General features: G+C 63.8%; 13 protein-coding genes. 6 read left to right on the top strand and 7 right to left on the bottom strand.

Going from position 1 to position 14,734, the window contains the following annotated elements; all coding sequences use genetic code 11:
* Window positions 1–428 precede the first annotated feature (428 nt).
* The 6 genes from THIMADRAFT_RS10395 to THIMADRAFT_RS26610 all read left to right on the top strand — a co-directional run bounded on the left by THIMADRAFT_RS10395 (window position 429) and on the right by THIMADRAFT_RS26610 (window position 9,006).
* Entirely contained in the window at window positions 429–1,127 is a 699-nt protein-coding gene (locus THIMADRAFT_RS10395; protein ID WP_233490230.1) for a paraquat-inducible protein A, read from the top strand.
* Window positions 1,124–1,762, top strand: a complete 639-nt coding sequence (locus tag THIMADRAFT_RS10400; RefSeq protein WP_007192987.1) for a paraquat-inducible protein A — start codon at window positions 1,124–1,126, stop codon at window positions 1,760–1,762. The genes THIMADRAFT_RS10395 and THIMADRAFT_RS10400 overlap by 4 nt, the downstream gene beginning before the upstream one ends.
* Entirely contained in the window at window positions 1,755–3,419 is a 1,665-nt protein-coding gene (locus THIMADRAFT_RS10405; protein ID WP_007192988.1) for a PqiB family protein, read from the top strand. The genes THIMADRAFT_RS10400 and THIMADRAFT_RS10405 overlap by 8 nt, the downstream gene beginning before the upstream one ends.
* A gap of 8 nt (window positions 3,420–3,427) precedes the next feature.
* Complete coding sequence (locus THIMADRAFT_RS10410) at window positions 3,428–4,042, top strand: PqiC family protein (RefSeq protein ID WP_007192989.1); 615 nt, start codon at window positions 3,428–3,430, stop codon at window positions 4,040–4,042.
* Between the two features lie 219 nt (window positions 4,043–4,261).
* Window positions 4,262–8,398, top strand: coding sequence for a hypothetical protein (locus THIMADRAFT_RS10415; protein ID WP_050799545.1), 4,137 nt, complete (start codon window positions 4,262–4,264; stop codon window positions 8,396–8,398).
* Window positions 8,399–8,493: 95 nt separating this feature from the next.
* The gene (locus THIMADRAFT_RS26610; RefSeq protein WP_007192991.1) at window positions 8,494–9,006 is read left to right on the top strand and encodes a hypothetical protein; all 513 of its coding nucleotides are present in this window, start codon (window positions 8,494–8,496) and stop codon (window positions 9,004–9,006) included.
* Window positions 9,007–9,109: 103 nt separating this feature from the next.
* Here the strand turns inward: THIMADRAFT_RS26610 and egtD are convergent, their stop codons facing one another.
* The 7 genes from egtD to THIMADRAFT_RS10450 form a co-directional block, all read right to left on the bottom strand.
* Window positions 9,110–10,180 carry an L-histidine N(alpha)-methyltransferase gene (gene egtD, locus THIMADRAFT_RS10425; RefSeq protein WP_007192992.1) on the bottom strand — a complete coding sequence of 357 codons (1,071 nt, stop codon included), beginning with the start codon at window positions 10,178–10,180 and terminating at the stop codon, window positions 9,110–9,112.
* On the bottom strand, window positions 10,177–11,484 hold the full coding sequence (egtB, locus tag THIMADRAFT_RS10430) for an ergothioneine biosynthesis protein EgtB (protein WP_007192993.1): 1,308 nt from the start codon (window positions 11,482–11,484) through the stop codon (window positions 10,177–10,179). Before egtB ends, egtD begins: the two co-directional genes overlap by 4 nt.
* Window positions 11,485–12,007: 523 nt before the next feature.
* Window positions 12,008–12,517, bottom strand: a complete 510-nt coding sequence (locus THIMADRAFT_RS10435) for a hypothetical protein (RefSeq protein WP_007192995.1) — start codon at window positions 12,515–12,517, stop codon at window positions 12,008–12,010.
* Between the two features lie 159 nt (window positions 12,518–12,676).
* Window positions 12,677–13,264 carry an HdeA/HdeB family chaperone gene (locus THIMADRAFT_RS27090; RefSeq protein ID WP_007192996.1) on the bottom strand — a complete coding sequence of 196 codons (588 nt, stop codon included), beginning with the start codon at window positions 13,262–13,264 and terminating at the stop codon, window positions 12,677–12,679.
* Between the two features lie 85 nt (window positions 13,265–13,349).
* Window positions 13,350–13,589 carry a hypothetical protein gene (locus THIMADRAFT_RS10445; RefSeq protein ID WP_139052790.1) on the bottom strand — a complete coding sequence of 80 codons (240 nt, stop codon included), beginning with the start codon at window positions 13,587–13,589 and terminating at the stop codon, window positions 13,350–13,352.
* Between the two features lie 185 nt (window positions 13,590–13,774).
* Window positions 13,775–13,963: a hypothetical protein gene (locus THIMADRAFT_RS27890; protein WP_007192998.1), complete on the bottom strand. Its 189-nt coding sequence runs from the start codon at window positions 13,961–13,963 to the stop codon at window positions 13,775–13,777.
* A 27-nt stretch (window positions 13,964–13,990) separates the two neighbouring features.
* The gene (locus THIMADRAFT_RS10450) at window positions 13,991–14,623 is read right to left on the bottom strand and encodes a hypothetical protein (protein ID WP_007192999.1); all 633 of its coding nucleotides are present in this window, start codon (window positions 14,621–14,623) and stop codon (window positions 13,991–13,993) included.
* Window positions 14,624–14,734: the final 111 nt, after the last annotated feature.

Below are 14,734 nucleotides of genomic sequence, written 5' to 3' on the forward strand. Positions count from 1 at the left end.
CATCTTGATCCTCTCCGCCTGTGTTCCGTCTGTCTGCTCATCGGCCCATCTCCGTGGTACGAAACGATTGGTCGCCAATCGCTTGGGATGCTGAATCGCCGCGTCTTCACGACCCGGAATGCCAGCGGCGCTCGCAAATAGAAGCGTTTCTACGATTGTGTGCGGTCATTCGGGACCTTGCATGTCATTTCGCGACAAGCGCGACAGTGCCGGAGTCATTGGCAGGGGTCCAGGCATCGGCCAGCCATGACGCGACGGATGTCGCATCATGTCAAGCGCAGGCCGCCGCCAAGCTGTATCCTCAGCAGGTCAATACCCGGCGGCATTCCGCGCCGGTACAATGCCGCTCGACGACTGCCGGGCTTTCTGCACGACGACAGCCCGAACACTCCTTTCCATCGATCCCGGGATCCCTAGCCGTTCATCCGATGTCGCCGACCATCCCACCCTCGCCCCTCTCGATGGCCGATGTGGTCGCCTGTCCCGGCTGCGACCTGCTTCAACACCTGCCGCCGATCCCGCCGAAGGGTCGGGCGCGCTGCCCCAGGTGCGGCGAGATCGTTGCCACGACGCCGGCCGACCCCATCGAGCGTCCCCTCGCGCTTGCCCTGGCTGCCGCGATCACCTTGGTCGTCGCGAACGCGATGCCGCTGATGACACTCTCGGTGGTCGGGCGTTTCGCAGAAACGACCATCCTGGGCGGGGCCGAAGTGATGTGGAGACAGGGCCAACCCATCACGGCCACGCTCGTGGCGTTCTGCACTGCAGTGGCCCCGACAATCTATCTCGTCTTGATGTGTACGCTTCTGGTGGCGGCACGCCGCGCACCGGCCCCCGCCTGGGTCGGTCCGCTGCTGCGTCTTGCGGAACACGCAAAGGCGTGGTCGTTGCCCGAGGTCATGTTGCTCGGGATCCTGGTCGCCCTGGTCAAGATCGCCGATCTGGCGACGGTCGAGCCCGGAATCGGGCTGTTCTCCACCGGAGCCCTGCTGGTGCTGCTGGCGACCCTCGCGGTTCAATTCGATCCCGAAGCCGTCTGGCATCGAATTGCCTGGGTCAACCCGGCCGCCTTGCATCATCGGGGTAAGGGCATCGCGGCGGTGCCGGACGGTGATCCGAACGCATGAGCACGACGCCCCTAACCGCAGCCCGGCTGGGTCTGGTTGCCTGCGGCACCTGCGGGCTGCTGTCGCGCCCGGCCGGTCCCGGCGAGGCGGGCTTCTGCCGACGTTGCGGTTCCAAGCTCCATGGGCGGCACCCCAACTCCCTTCAGAGCACCTGGGCTCTGGCGGTCGCCGCGGCGGTCTGTTTCCTGCCCGCCAATGCCCTGCCGGTGATGGTGACCAACGCGTTCGGATCCTCCACGCCCGATACCATTCTCGGCGGCGTCGTGTTTCTGTTCACCACGGGCTCTTGGCCCTTGGCCCTGATCGTGCTCGTGGCAAGCTTCATGATCCCGCTGGGAAAGCTGATCGCCCTCGCCTGGCTTCTCATCTCGATCCAGCGCCGCACGCGCGGCGGTGAACGCCGGCGTATGCGGCTCCATCGTGCCGTCAGGGCGGTCGGGCCTTGGTCCATGCTGGACGTCTTCGTCGCTACCTTTACCGTCGCCCTGGTGCAGCTCGACCCGCTCATGTCGGTCGAGCCCGGAATGGGCGTCCTCTTTTTCGCCTCCGTCGTGGTGCTGACCATGCTGGCGGCCGAATCCTTGGATCCCAGACTACTCTGGGATCGTGATCCAGTGGATATCAAACGTGCCTGACCCGATTGCCATCGATGCGCTCCCGCAAGCCAGCCTCGACCCTCCGCGGCGTCGAGGCCCGTCGTTCATTTGGTTTATTCCGATCCTCGCCGCCGCGGTGGCCATCGGGATCGGCGTGCAGCGCATCATGACCGAAGGGCCGACCATCACGATCCTGTTCAAGCAGGCCAGCGGGGTTCAGGCCGGAAAAACCGTCGTCAAGTATAAGGACGTCGATATCGGGCAGGTCACGGCGGTCGAGCTCGCGGACGGATTCTCGAAGGTCAAGATCACCGCCAAGATGGACCGCAGCGCCGCCGGGCTCTTCGTCGAAGACACTCGACTCTGGATCGTCGAGCCGCGGATCACATTGAGCGGCGTGACCGGTCTCGGCACACTGATCTCGGGAAACTTCATCGGCCTGCAACCGGGTCAATCGACGAAGGAGGAGCGCGCCTTTGTCGGACTCGACACACCGCCGCCGATTACGGACCAACCGGGCAAACGCTTCGTCCTCACGGCGCCCGATCTCGGTTCCCTGGGTACCGGCGCACCGCTGTACTTCCGTCGACTCAGGGCCGGCGAGGTCTTGAGCTACGCACTCGCCGCAGGCGGAAGCGGGATCGACGTGACCGTCTTCGTCAACGCCCCTTACGATCAGTACGTCACGCCCGAGACACGCTTTTGGGACGCGAGCGGCATCGACGTTTCACTCAATGCGGAGGGGCTCGCCGTCCGCACCCAGTCGCTGGTCTCCATTTTGGCCGGTGGCGTGGCCTTTGACCTGCCGTCCTTCGCGTCGACGGAAGCACCTTCGGCCGAAGGTGCGACCTTCACCCTCTATAAAGACCAAACCAGCGCGATGAAGCAGCCCGACCCCGTCGCGCGGCGTTTCATCCTCTACACAGATTCGATGCAAGGGCTGAGCGTGGGGTCGCCCGTAAAGCTCTTGGGCCTAACCGCGGGGGAGATCGCCGGGGTCGATCTAACCCTGGATCCCGAGACCCGCGCGTTTCGCCCGCGCGTCCTCATCAGCTTTTTCCCCGAGCGCTTGATCGCCCGAGTCATCCCGGAACAGACCGCCCTTGCCACAGCCCTGTTACACGAAAATCAAGCCGAACGGCTCGCGCTGATCCGGCATCAGTTTGACGACCTGGGTCTGCGCGCCGAGGTCCGCACGGGCAATCTTCTCACCGGCGAGCGCTATATCGCGTTCGACTACGACCCCAAGGCACCCAAGGTCAAGATCGATTGGAGCCAAGACCCACTGGTGCTCCCCGTAACGCAGAGTGGGCTGGAAGACCTGGAGTCCAAGGTGACCGGCATCCTGGAGCAGGTCCACGCGATCCTCGCCACGGTCGAGAAGATGCCGCTCGAAGGCATCGCGGTGGATCTCGACGGGGCGATCAAGACATTCGACCGGCTGCTCAAGGGCGTCGACACCAAGACACTGCCCGAGCTCGACCAGGCACTCGGCGCCATGCGCAGCGCCATGACGACGGCCGATCGGGTTCTCAAAAACACGAATCAAACACTGTTGGGAACAGACGCCCCGGGCCAACAGGAATTTCGCGATGCGATGCAGGAGATCGTGCGAGCCGCGCGCTCCGTTCGCGTGCTGGCCGACTATCTGGAACGCAACCCGTCCGCCCTGATCCGCGGCAAGGGCAAGGAGTGACGACCACCATGAGCCCCGACACAGCGCTGCACCGCTCCAAGATCCTCATCCTCGTGCTCTGCGCCCTGGCGACAGGCTGTGCGTCGGCGCCGACACGCTTCTACACCCTGAGCAGCACGCTGACGCCGACCGGCGTAACGGACGCGATGTCGGTGTCGGTCGGACCCGTCTCGATCCCCGCACAAGTCGACCGGCCCCAGATCGTGGTGACCGAAGGCCCCAATCGGGTGGCCGTCGACGAGACAAGCCGCTGGGCCTCGCCGTTGAGCGATGCCATCGCCGGCGTGGTCGCCGCAAACCTGATCGCCCTGCTCGGCACCCAGCAGGTGACGCTGTTTCCACAGGTCACGTCTGCGAACGCGGACTATCGCGTCGCGATCGAGGTGCAGACGTTCGAGTCGGCACCGGGTTCGGCGGCCGCTCTCTCCGCCGTTTGGAGCGTCCGCCGCAAAGAGGACGGCAAGACGCAGTCGGGCCGAACCAGCGTTCGCGAGCCGGTCTCCGGTGCCGGCTTCGAGGCGCTCGCAGCCGCTCACAGCCGCGCCCTGACGACCTTGAGCCGAGACATCGCCGACGCCCTCCGATCCCTCAGCCGCAGCCCGGCACTCGCCACGCCCGACTGATCCCTGCGGCTCGGCCGGAGGCTCCGCGGTCTCTCGGACGCACGATTGTCGGCCGCAGCAGCGATATTGAGCTACTTTGAAGTATCGCGTGCGTGTCTTCCGGATGCAGTCCACGTCGCGCAGACCAGGAGACCGACGATGAGCGACGCGGCCCCACCGAGGGAAACAAAGAGAGCTTGTGGCCTCGAAGAACGCCCGCAGGACGCGCGACGACGCCCGATGATGACGAGAACGCGACGCTCCGAGCGGATCGGTATTCTCGCCGGCCTCATCCTTCTCGGATTGTTCGGTCCCGGTCACGGTCAAGATGCCGTCGCGGCGGTCTGTACGTCGGGCGACCTGGGTCCGGGCGAAGGCGAGGACCTGGAGGTGACGGGGCCCTGTCGCGTCGGCCCCGGGATCTATCGCTATCGGGATGTCAACATCCACAGCGGCGGGACCCTGCGGTTCGCCGACTCGGTCGTCGATTTCTGGGCGCGATCCATCTTGGTCGAGAACACCGGCGCGCTCATCGCCGGCGGTCCGGGCGCCGGCGAGCGTATCGGCAGCCAAGGCGGACGCTTGACCATCTATCTGTACGGCCGTGATCAGGGGGCCGCGCCCTTCGGGCATGCCATGGGCGGGGGCGGTGTCGGCATTACCTGCAAGACGCCCGTGACGCCCGGGGTCGGACCTTGCGGCGTCCCGAGCGACATTTGGGATGGCTCCGACGAGCAGAAGCGTGATCTTCCCGGCGGCGTGCGCGACTACTTCTATCGCTACCATCCCTTGCCCTACGACGGCGGGACGGATGCCGAGGGCACCGCCGGCTTCTTCGGCTACAAGGTGCTTGCGGTCTCCTACGGCGGAACACTGAAGCTGTTCGGGGACAAAGGGGCGAGCGACGACGCGACCATGGCACCCGAGGATTCGGGCACCAGTTGGGTCCGGCTCTCCACCGATCCGGCCGATACCGGCGATCACGGTTTGGATCCCGGAGAAGATCTGGTGCACCTCGATCGACCCGTCGATTGGCAGGTCGGCGACCGCCTTGTGGTCACGACGACGGACTACATGCCGGGCCACTCCGAGACGCTCGAGATCGCGCAGATCATCGATGCCCGGACCATCCGGGTGCGCAACGACTGTCTCGATCAAGACAAACCCGCGCCCTGCGTTCGGCACTTCCATCGCGGAACCCTCTACGATCTCGGCGAGGCGTCGCATCCCGGGATCAGCCGTCTGGATCTCGCCATCAAGGTCGAGGGTGAGCCGGCTGCGGATACCCGGGCCGCCGTCGCCTTGCTCAGCCGCAGCATCCGCATCCTGTCCGCCGGCGACGCCCTCGGCGAACCCTTTCCGGACCCCTCGGTGTTGGTGGATTCCACCGAGCAGCCCGGCGAGCAGCACCCGTATTATTTCGGCGGTCACACGATCGTGCGCCAGGGTGTCGAGCAGGTTCAGGTTCAGGGCGTCGAGTTTGGTCAGCTCGGTCAAGGCGGCCGCATGGGGCACTACCCGGTTCATTTTCACATGGCGCGGTTGCTCCCTGACGACAGCTTCGTGAAGGACAGCTCGATCCACGACTCCATGACGCGTTGGGCGGTGCTGCACGCCACCCAAAACCTCACCTTGGCGCGCAACGTGGGCTACCGCTCCATCGGTCACGGCTATTACCTCGAGGAGGGGACCGAGACCGACAACCGGCTCTACGCCAACATCGGGATCTCGGCGCGAGCGGCGGTGGACAATGCGGAGAATCCACGCCGTGTTCCCGGCATCCTCGCCTCCCCGGAATTAACGCCGGAGATCGACCAGCAGCCGGATTATCGCGGCGGGGAGGTCTTTCCCTACCACTCGGACTTCGACCACCCGTCGGTGTTCTGGATCATGAACGGCTGGAACGATTTCCAGGGCAACATGGCCGTCGGCGCGGGGACCTGCGGGGCCTGCTATTGGCTGGTCCCGGGCGCCAACAGCGGCATGTCGCAACAGATGCGCTGGGAATCCTATGCCTCGATGCAGAGCGGCATCGCCAAAGCGGGCACGACGCCCTTGATGCGCTTTCGCGGGAATCACTGCTCGACGGCGATGACCTCGTTTCAGACCGTCGGCGACACCACGGCCTGCCTCGGCGTCGATGGCCCGCGCTTTCCCGTATCCGCACCGCAGAAGGGCGCACCCATCGATGTCGTGCTGCATTCCATACCCAATCCATTGGCACCCGCCCGCCTCCTGGATCTCGGCAAACCCTTGGACAACCCGGCGGTGCCGCCCACCAAGAACCCGATCGCGGATGACTACTATCCGCTGGTGGATCCGGGTGGACAGCGCTTCGCGACCACTTGCGATGCCTCGGCGACAGGCGCGGTCGTCGCGGATCCCGCGACCGGCGCGCTCGATTGCAGCGGGGTCAGGAAATGCGCCAACGACAATGTCGAAACCAACTGTCAAGTGACCGTGCTTGACCGCTATACATCCTCGTTTCATTGGGCCGAAACCAATTTCGCCGCCATCTGGCTTCGCCCGCAATGGTATCTCGTGACCGACAGCGTCCTGACCGATACGCAGAATGCCGGATTGACCTTCGTCACGGGCGGCGACTATACGCGCTCTTCGGCGATTCGCGGCCATTGGATGCTTTTGCGCAAGAGTGCGCTGATCGGCAATACCCAGCCCACCAAGGCGCAGGATCCGCTGCACTACAACCCCTACGCCGATCATGCCGGCCCATTCAACCCCGACGGCGCGTCCTGCGACAACCGGATCGCGTCCAACTACTGCCTGTCTCGGGATCAGGGCATCAGCATGCCGTTGAGTAACTTCGGCGTCATGCAGCGCATGTTCAACATCTACGACGGTCCGGCGCAGCAGGAATCCAACGCCTATCTGGATATCACGACGACGCCCTTGAGCGGCTGCAGCCCCAACGCCGACCCGAGCATCGGCGGTCATAGCGGCTGTGTCGACAGCGGCTGGATGTATGGCCGCACACTCGGTGTCCCGGGCTCGGGAAGCGACTGTTATCTGCCGAATGCCGCGATCGGATGGAAACAACCCAACGGGTTTTACTATCCCCCGGCATTCCACTCCAACGATCTCTACTTCAACAATGTCGATATCCGTCATTTCGTGATCCAACCGCTGTTCCAACCCGACACCTTCAAGACGGACAAGACCTCTGCGCGGTCCGCCTATTGCAATTGGAACGATAGGATGTTCGACAACTTCACGGACATCGATCGCCAGACGGTTCTCAACGACGACGACGGCTCGATGACGGGGCTGGCCGACACCATTTCGGTGAACCTGGATCCCTTCTTCAGCGCACCGGTCGAGGCCGTTCAGTGTCTCTCCGACGGCACCGCCAAGACGAGCCCCTACCAACATGTGACCAGCGTGATCTATCCCGGCTGCGCAGCCAACCAGACCGACATCGGGCGCGCGGAAGGCGACTGCAACGCGCAGGATTGGGCCAAGGACTGCGCCAACCAACTCTGCTACGGGATCCCCATGTATCGACAGCTCATCACCGGCTCGGAGGCCGCGGCGAACCGTCCGGGCGCGCAGATCCGAATGATGCAGCAGAGTATGTGGCAGCGAAACAACCTGACCGCCAACAAGGGCCTGTACTACCTCGACACCACGATGGATGCCGGCACGCAACGCGCGGCCGGGGCCGCGAATCTGAATACGTTCCAACCCGGAGCCGATTACTATTTATTCCTCGTTTACGCCAAGCCCGATACGCGACAGACCTATCAGATCTACGTCGGCCAAGGTGCCGACCGGGCAGACGTCGAGGCATCCGTCGTCATGGTCAGGACCGGGCTCGAGTCACAACTGCTCGCCTTTCAAGAAGGGGCTTGGCCCCAAGGCTGGCGCAAGCGCTACGACCCCAAGGACGGGACTTTAACGCTTGAGTTGGGAATGGAATTCCCCGAGTTCGAGGAAGCCTACCGGCGTGCAGGCGCCGACGCCTGCCAACCGGAGAGCTTCTGCGCCTGGACGGGAAGCTCCTGTGGTTGCTCGCAGAGCCTGCTCGACTCCGACCCCGAGCTCTATGCGGAATGCCTCGGCGGAGCGAGCGGGCAATCGGAGCCGATCTGTTCCTGGGCCGGCCGCGACCTGGACTGCCCGCAAGGCGGCTGCTACGGGGTGCGCTTCACCATGCCGTCGACCTTTCATCCGGACAATCTCGGCGGAATCCTGCAAGCCGACGGCGGGCATCGCCCGTCCCCTCTTTGCTTCCGCCGTTCGAGCGACTGGGACGTCGACTGGAAGCGTGCCGATGCCGATCTCGCCGGCCCCGAGTGTTACAACCCGAAGGTCGTCGACCCCCCCGACTTTTGTCTCGGTCGGACGCGGCGACAATAAGCGCAATCGGGCATTCTCATTACACCATTGACGGCCGGCCGGTTTATTTCGGCCGATCCCCCCACGGCATCTCATGACATGTTCGGGTGATTAGGATGAAAGAGTCTTATGTGATCCTCGCGGCGTGTACCGCACTCGTCGCCACAAGCTATTCGGCCGAAACCTTTGCAAGGCGAAACGTGACGGGCGTAGAGCAAGCGACGCCGGCTCAGGAGCGCGTTGTACAGACGGAACAGCTCGACGAGATGGCTGTGTCTCAGAGACCGGTTTGGTTCTGCTCACCGCGGTCCATGATCGGCACCTATCAATATCGGGAAGACGGGTATTGGGAGGGCGTGCCCTACAGATCCTCCGGACTGGAAACCTACGACGGACGAGGCAATATCGTCGGCATGGCGACCGACAGCGATACCGGAGAATCCTATCGCTTCACGGGCACCTACCAGATCAACGGTGATTGCAGCGGTCGCGTGATGTACACGGGTGGCTTTTACTACGATGTCTACATCAGTCCGGACGGATCCTCAGTCGAATTCATTTCGACCGATTTGGGTACGGTGCTCTCCGGACCCTCTCGGCGCATTTCGACACGTGCGATCGTCAGGTAGCCGATCGAGCGATCGCACGGCGTTTCGGCCCGATCCAACCCCGCAAGCCCTCGAGATGCAACGCCGAAGCGCCTGATGCGGCCCCGCATCTCGAGAGGCAACCTCAATCGCCGGAGCGCTCCTCCACGACCCGCAGACAGTGCACGCTGAAGAGCTCCTGCTCGTCGGTCCAGATCTTCTCGGCGACGAAGCCGGCCTCCCCGGCGAGCCGATGGAAGGCGTCGATTCCGTATTTGTACGAATTTTCCGTATGAATGGTCTCGCCGGCACGAAACTCGAAGCGCTCTCCCGCAACCTCGACCTTCTGCTCGACCCGGCTGACCAGATGCATCTCCACACGACTGCGCTCGGTGTTGAAAAAGGCCCGATGGTAAAAGGCATCCGGGTCGAAGTGACCGTCAAGCTCGCGATTGATCCGGATCAGTAGGTTCAGGTTGAACGCCGCAGTGATCCCTTGGGCGTCGTCGTAGGCTGCGTTCAAGATCGCCGGATCTTTCGGCAGGTCGACGCCGATCAGCAATCGCCCTCCGACACCGAGCAGGCCGGCGACACGCCCGAGAAGACGCCGCGCCTCGTCGGGATCGAAATTGCCGATACTCGACCCCGGAAAGAAGGCGGCCAGATCGGTCCAGTCCGCCTTCAAAGGGAGTTTAAAGGGGGCTGAGTAGTCCGCGCAGGCGGCACGGATCGACAGACCCGGGAAGCGCTCGGCCAGGGCATGCGCGGATTCCAGCAGATGCTCTTTGGAGATATCCACGGGCATGTAGACGCTGGGCTGCAGCGCGGCGAGCAGGGTTTGAATCTTAAGACTGCTGCCGCTTCCGAGCTCGATCAGGACGTTGTCCCGGCCGAGCAGATCGGCCATCTCGGAGCCGTATTCCCGTAGGATCCCGATCTCGGTTCGCGTCGGGTAGTACTCGGGCAGCTCCGTGATGGCATCGAAAAGCTGCGAGCCACGCTGATCGTAGAAGAGCTTCGGCGACAGACGCTTGACCGGACGTCCCAACCCTGCCAACACCTCGGCACGCACGTCGGCCGGGGTCGGGCGGTAGTCGAAGAAGCGGATCGAGCCGGGGGTCTGAAGCGATCGGCGTGCGCTCGCCGCCTCCCCGTCCGCCGTCTCCCGCGGGAACAGCTCGCGCTCGGAGCGTTGCAAGGCGCTGAAATGGGTCATGGTGTCGTCTCCGCGAGTCGAAATCCCTTGAACTGCCAGCGCTCTTGGGGATAGAAAAAATTGCGATAGGTCGCCCGTAGATGGTCCTGCGAGCTGGCACAGGAGCCGCCGCGCAGCACCATCTGGTTGCACATGAACTTGCCGTTGTATTCGCCCAGCGCACCGGCCGCGGCACGATAACCCGGGTAGGGCAGATAGGGGGACGCCGTCCACTCCCAGACATCGCCGAAGAGCTGCCTGAGCCCGCCCCCTTGCCCCTCGGCGCCGCGCACGGCGGGACGCGGATGGAGAGATCCATCGGCGACGAAGTTGCCCGTGACGGCGTGTTCCTGCGCGGCATGCTCCCACTCCGCCTCGGTCGGGAGGCGCTTGCCGGCCCAGGTCGCGAAGGCGTCGGCCTCGTAGTAGCTGACATGACAGACCGGCTCCGCCGGATCCAACGGGCGCATCCCGCCCAGCGTCATGATCTGCCAGGTGCCGTCGACCTCCTCCCAGTACAGCGGAGAGCGCCAGCCCTCCTTGCGGACCGTCGCCCAACCATCGGACAACCAAAGGGCCGGATCGCGATAGCCGCCGTCATCGATGAATTGTCGGAATTCACCGTTGGTCACGGGCCGATCGCCGAGGGCAAAGGGCGCAAGAAAGCAGCGATGCCGGGGGCCTTCGTTGTCGTAGGAGAACCCTCGCGCATCCGCGCCGATCTCGACCACTCCGCCCTCGAAACCGACCCAGCGCAGCGGATCCGGATCGCTCGGCGGGGCGTGCGGCAAGTCCTCGCGATAGGCGGGGCGCAACGGATTGTAGGCAAAGTTCTGCTTGATGTCGGTCACCAGGAGCTCTTGGTGCTGCTGCTCGTGATTCAGGCCGATGTGCAGTCGTTGTACGACGGTCGGCCAATCCGCCGTTGAACAGTCGGCGATCAGCCTGAGCATCGCCTCGTCGACATGATGCCGGTAGTCGTAAACCTCGGCGACCGTCGGCCGGGACAGGAGCCCACGCTCGGGCCGCGGCCAGAAACCGCTTCCGGTTTGCTCGTAATAGCTGTTGAAGAGGTAATCGAACCTCGGGTGGAAGACCCGGTATCCGGGCAGAAAGGGCCGCAGCAGGAAGGTCTCGTAGAACCAGGAGACATGAGCCAGGTGCCACTTCGGCGGGCTCGTCTCGATCCGGGTTTGGAGCATGTAGTCTTCGGTTGCGAGCGGCTTGCACAGCTGCTCGGTCAAGGCGCGGATGCTCCGGAAGTCACCCGACAGATCCGCGCGCGCGGCGTCGTCCTGGTGGGCCCTAGCGGGTTGAAGGGACATGTGAGTCTCGCTCTCGGTTGTTGACGGATCGGGTTCCATAGACACGTGCAGCCGAAGCGGCGACTCCTCGAGGCTCAGGGGTCAACCGAACCGTTCGATGCCTCACCGCCGAGCCCGGAAGATCTTGGACGCGGCCCGCACCCTCGGGCGGGACGCAACCATCGTCGATCACCGATCACCGGCTCGCCAGCAATGGTGCGTCCAGGTCGCCGGATTTCCAGCACGAAAACGAAGAATGGTGAATCCGGATGCTCTGGCCTTGCGGGATCCGGATGCTCTGGGCTTGCGGGATAAGGAAAGATCCGACCCTGTCATCGACTCTGCCGCGCTCGAACCTGTTGCCGCTTGAGCGCCGAGAATGGTCTCGCGGTTTCTCGAGCCGAGCGCTAGCTCGCCGAATAAGCCGGTTCGGGTCGATGCAACGCCTCCAGCGCGCTGGAGGTGTCTCGGCTCATGCTCTGCGGAGCCAGGCCGTGGGCGCCGACGAGATCTACAATCTTCGCCGGCGCGACCACGAAGGTGATCATCGCCGCAACGGCAAGGGCCCGAAGAACAGCTGTTTGGCCTTGTCCTTGCCGATCAGGCGCACCAGCTCATGCAGGGTGCAGTACATCAGAATCAGCAGGAACAGCAGGATTTGAATGGCCCAGAAATGCGGCCAGACGATCTCGGCGAGCAGTTTCTCGTTGCCGGCGACTAGACCGCCTGCTTGGCGAGCGAAGTCGACGAGACGCTCGGCATAGTGCACCGCCGCGGCGACCATCTGATACAGCAGCGTCTTCCAAAGCACGTTGTAGATCAGCGGTTTCTCGGGGAAACGATTGATGATGGGCAGCAAGTCTGCAATCAGCACGGCCTTGCCGAGGATGAGGGCCGCAAGCGCGATCGAGACCGATGTGGTCGCCCGGATGTCGGTCCCCTCGAGCATCAAGACGCGGATCACGACCACCAGATGCAGTGCGACGAAGAAATAGAGCGTCGGCGGCAGGATCGCCAAAAACTCTTCTTTAAGCTTGGACAAAACTCGGTTCATGTGTCAGCGATTCCTGCCGGGCGGAATACCCGGCGCCGTCCAGGTCGCCCGATCCGCAAGCACGGATCGGGCATCATCCTAAATCGGGTCCAGCGCCGGGGCCGTGCGTGGCACGGCGTGAATGATCACTGAAACATCGATTCTCGCTCGGGACACGGTTTAGATCTTCGCCTCGAGCTTCTTCATCTCCGCCTTGGCCTTTTGCCAGAAGGTCTCCTTGGGTGCCTTCTTGCATTCCTCGACGACGAAGGGGACGACCGTCTCGATGCCCTCGACGTCCACCGCCTCCGCCTCGGGTTCGCCCGCGGCGTTGTAGGCGACGGCCCAAGACACCGCCTCGGGCTGGAAGCTCTCGTCCAGACCGAGGAACTCCTCGCACGTCATCTTGGAATCGGGTTTCTTAGACGACGCATGCCGGCTCGCGGACGTGTCGGCTTTGCCGGCCGCGTGCGCACCGCCAGATGCAATCCGCAGCTTCTCGCCGGTCTTGACGACGTCGGAGGTCAGGTTGTTGGCAGCCTTGAGTGCATCGACCGAGACCTTGAAACGCTGGCTGATCGCGAACAGGTCGTCGCCCGCGACCACCACATAGGTGGCGGTGGCGGAGTCGTACTTGCCTTCGGCGTGGGCGCGCGGGCCGGTGTCTGCTGCTTGGGCGCTTCCGAATGCCAGACAGGCGGTCAAGGCCACGACCGAGCAGACCGTTCTCAGTGCGGATTGACGGGCGGGGGTTTGCTTCTGATTCATTGCTGAGGTGCACCTTGGGTTGAGTTGACTGGGGTTTGAACCTTGACTCGGTCAGGCGATGTCGACCGGTCCTGATAGCCGTGCCTCAATAGATCACGGCGCGGCGGAAGGAGCGACGACGCGCGCCGGCAAAGGACACCGGGGTGAGGGGCATGCCGATGACGTCGATGAAGAGCGACGCCGGTCCGGCTTCGGCGGGAAGCGTACCCTCCAGAACCCGAACTTGGTAGCTCAGATCATCCCCGACGAGCTCCGGCTCCTGGAGCACCAGCACCACGTCCTCCATTCTGAACGAACAGGAAATCCGCGTTCTCGCCGGATCCATGGCCCGTCGTGTCTTGCGCGCTCCCGCCCTCGTCGGCCATCGCAGACCGAAAGGCGAAAGCCAGTGGTGCCAGCGCGGCGGCGCCGGCAAGCAGATGTCTTCTCGTGGTCATCATCGTCTCCGAGTCGGGGGTTGGGTTGTCGGGCGAGGTGTCGGTGACTGGCGGGCGTCGTCGTGGCGCCTCCCTACCAACGGAAGGTCGCCCCGAGCACGGGGCCGGTAAAACGGATGTCCCCATCGTTCTCGTCGAACTCATAGGACAGCGAACGCAGGGCGAGCGTGACGTCGCCCCAATCGAAGCGATAACCGGCGCCCAAGGCGGCCTGCCAGGTCAGGTTCGACGAGCCGGTGCCCGCATCCAAGTAGTAGGGCATGAACCAATGCGTGTCCCCGAACAGGATCTAGCCTTTGACGCCCAGGATGCCGTCCCACTCATCCTTGTTCGAGGAGACCTTGCCGGTGCGATCAAGCCGATCGTCGCTCCCCGCGAGCTGCCACTTCAAATCGGTGTCCAGGCCCAGATAGCGGAAACCGGCGAGCAGATCGACATTGCCCCAGGCGCCCCGGGACAGGGTATAGCCGCCGGCCAGGGTCCATACCGTCGCACTCAGGCTCGTCTCGGCTTGATGAGACAGGTTGGGCAGGGGCTCGCCGCGAGGTCCGCGGAAGGTGCGGATGTCGGAGTCCTGATTGCCGAGGTCCAGGTAGATGATGTCGGTCAAGACCGACCAGGCCCCCTTGCGCGCCTCGCCGCTCAGCATCAACGCGAATTGTAGGTTGGATAGATAGTCGTTGGGTCCGATCTCCGTGCCGAGGCGACGGACATCGGATTGCCGAGCGTCCGACACGCGGGGCGGCAGGTCATAGTCCAAGTTGCCGTTGACGTTCGGCAGCCAAAGGTAGGGGGTGACGCTGAAGTGCCAATTCCCGTCGAAGGGATCAACCTCCGCCGCCGCGGGCATAGCGATCAGCGATCCGGCGCACAGAGCGGTTGCCTGCGCCAGGGCAGCGAGGGTGTATGTCGTCTGTTTCATAGGTGTAGAGTGAACCTCCGATGAATGCGAGAACGTCCGGGCGCGAGCCCTGGATCCGGCATGCGGCTGACGTTCCTGGCGCATCAGAGGGCTGTAGACTCGGTGGCCGAA

This window comes from Thiocapsa marina 5811, from assembly GCF_000223985.1.
GTDB classification, from domain to species: Bacteria; Pseudomonadota; Gammaproteobacteria; order Chromatiales; family Chromatiaceae; genus Thiocapsa; species Thiocapsa marina.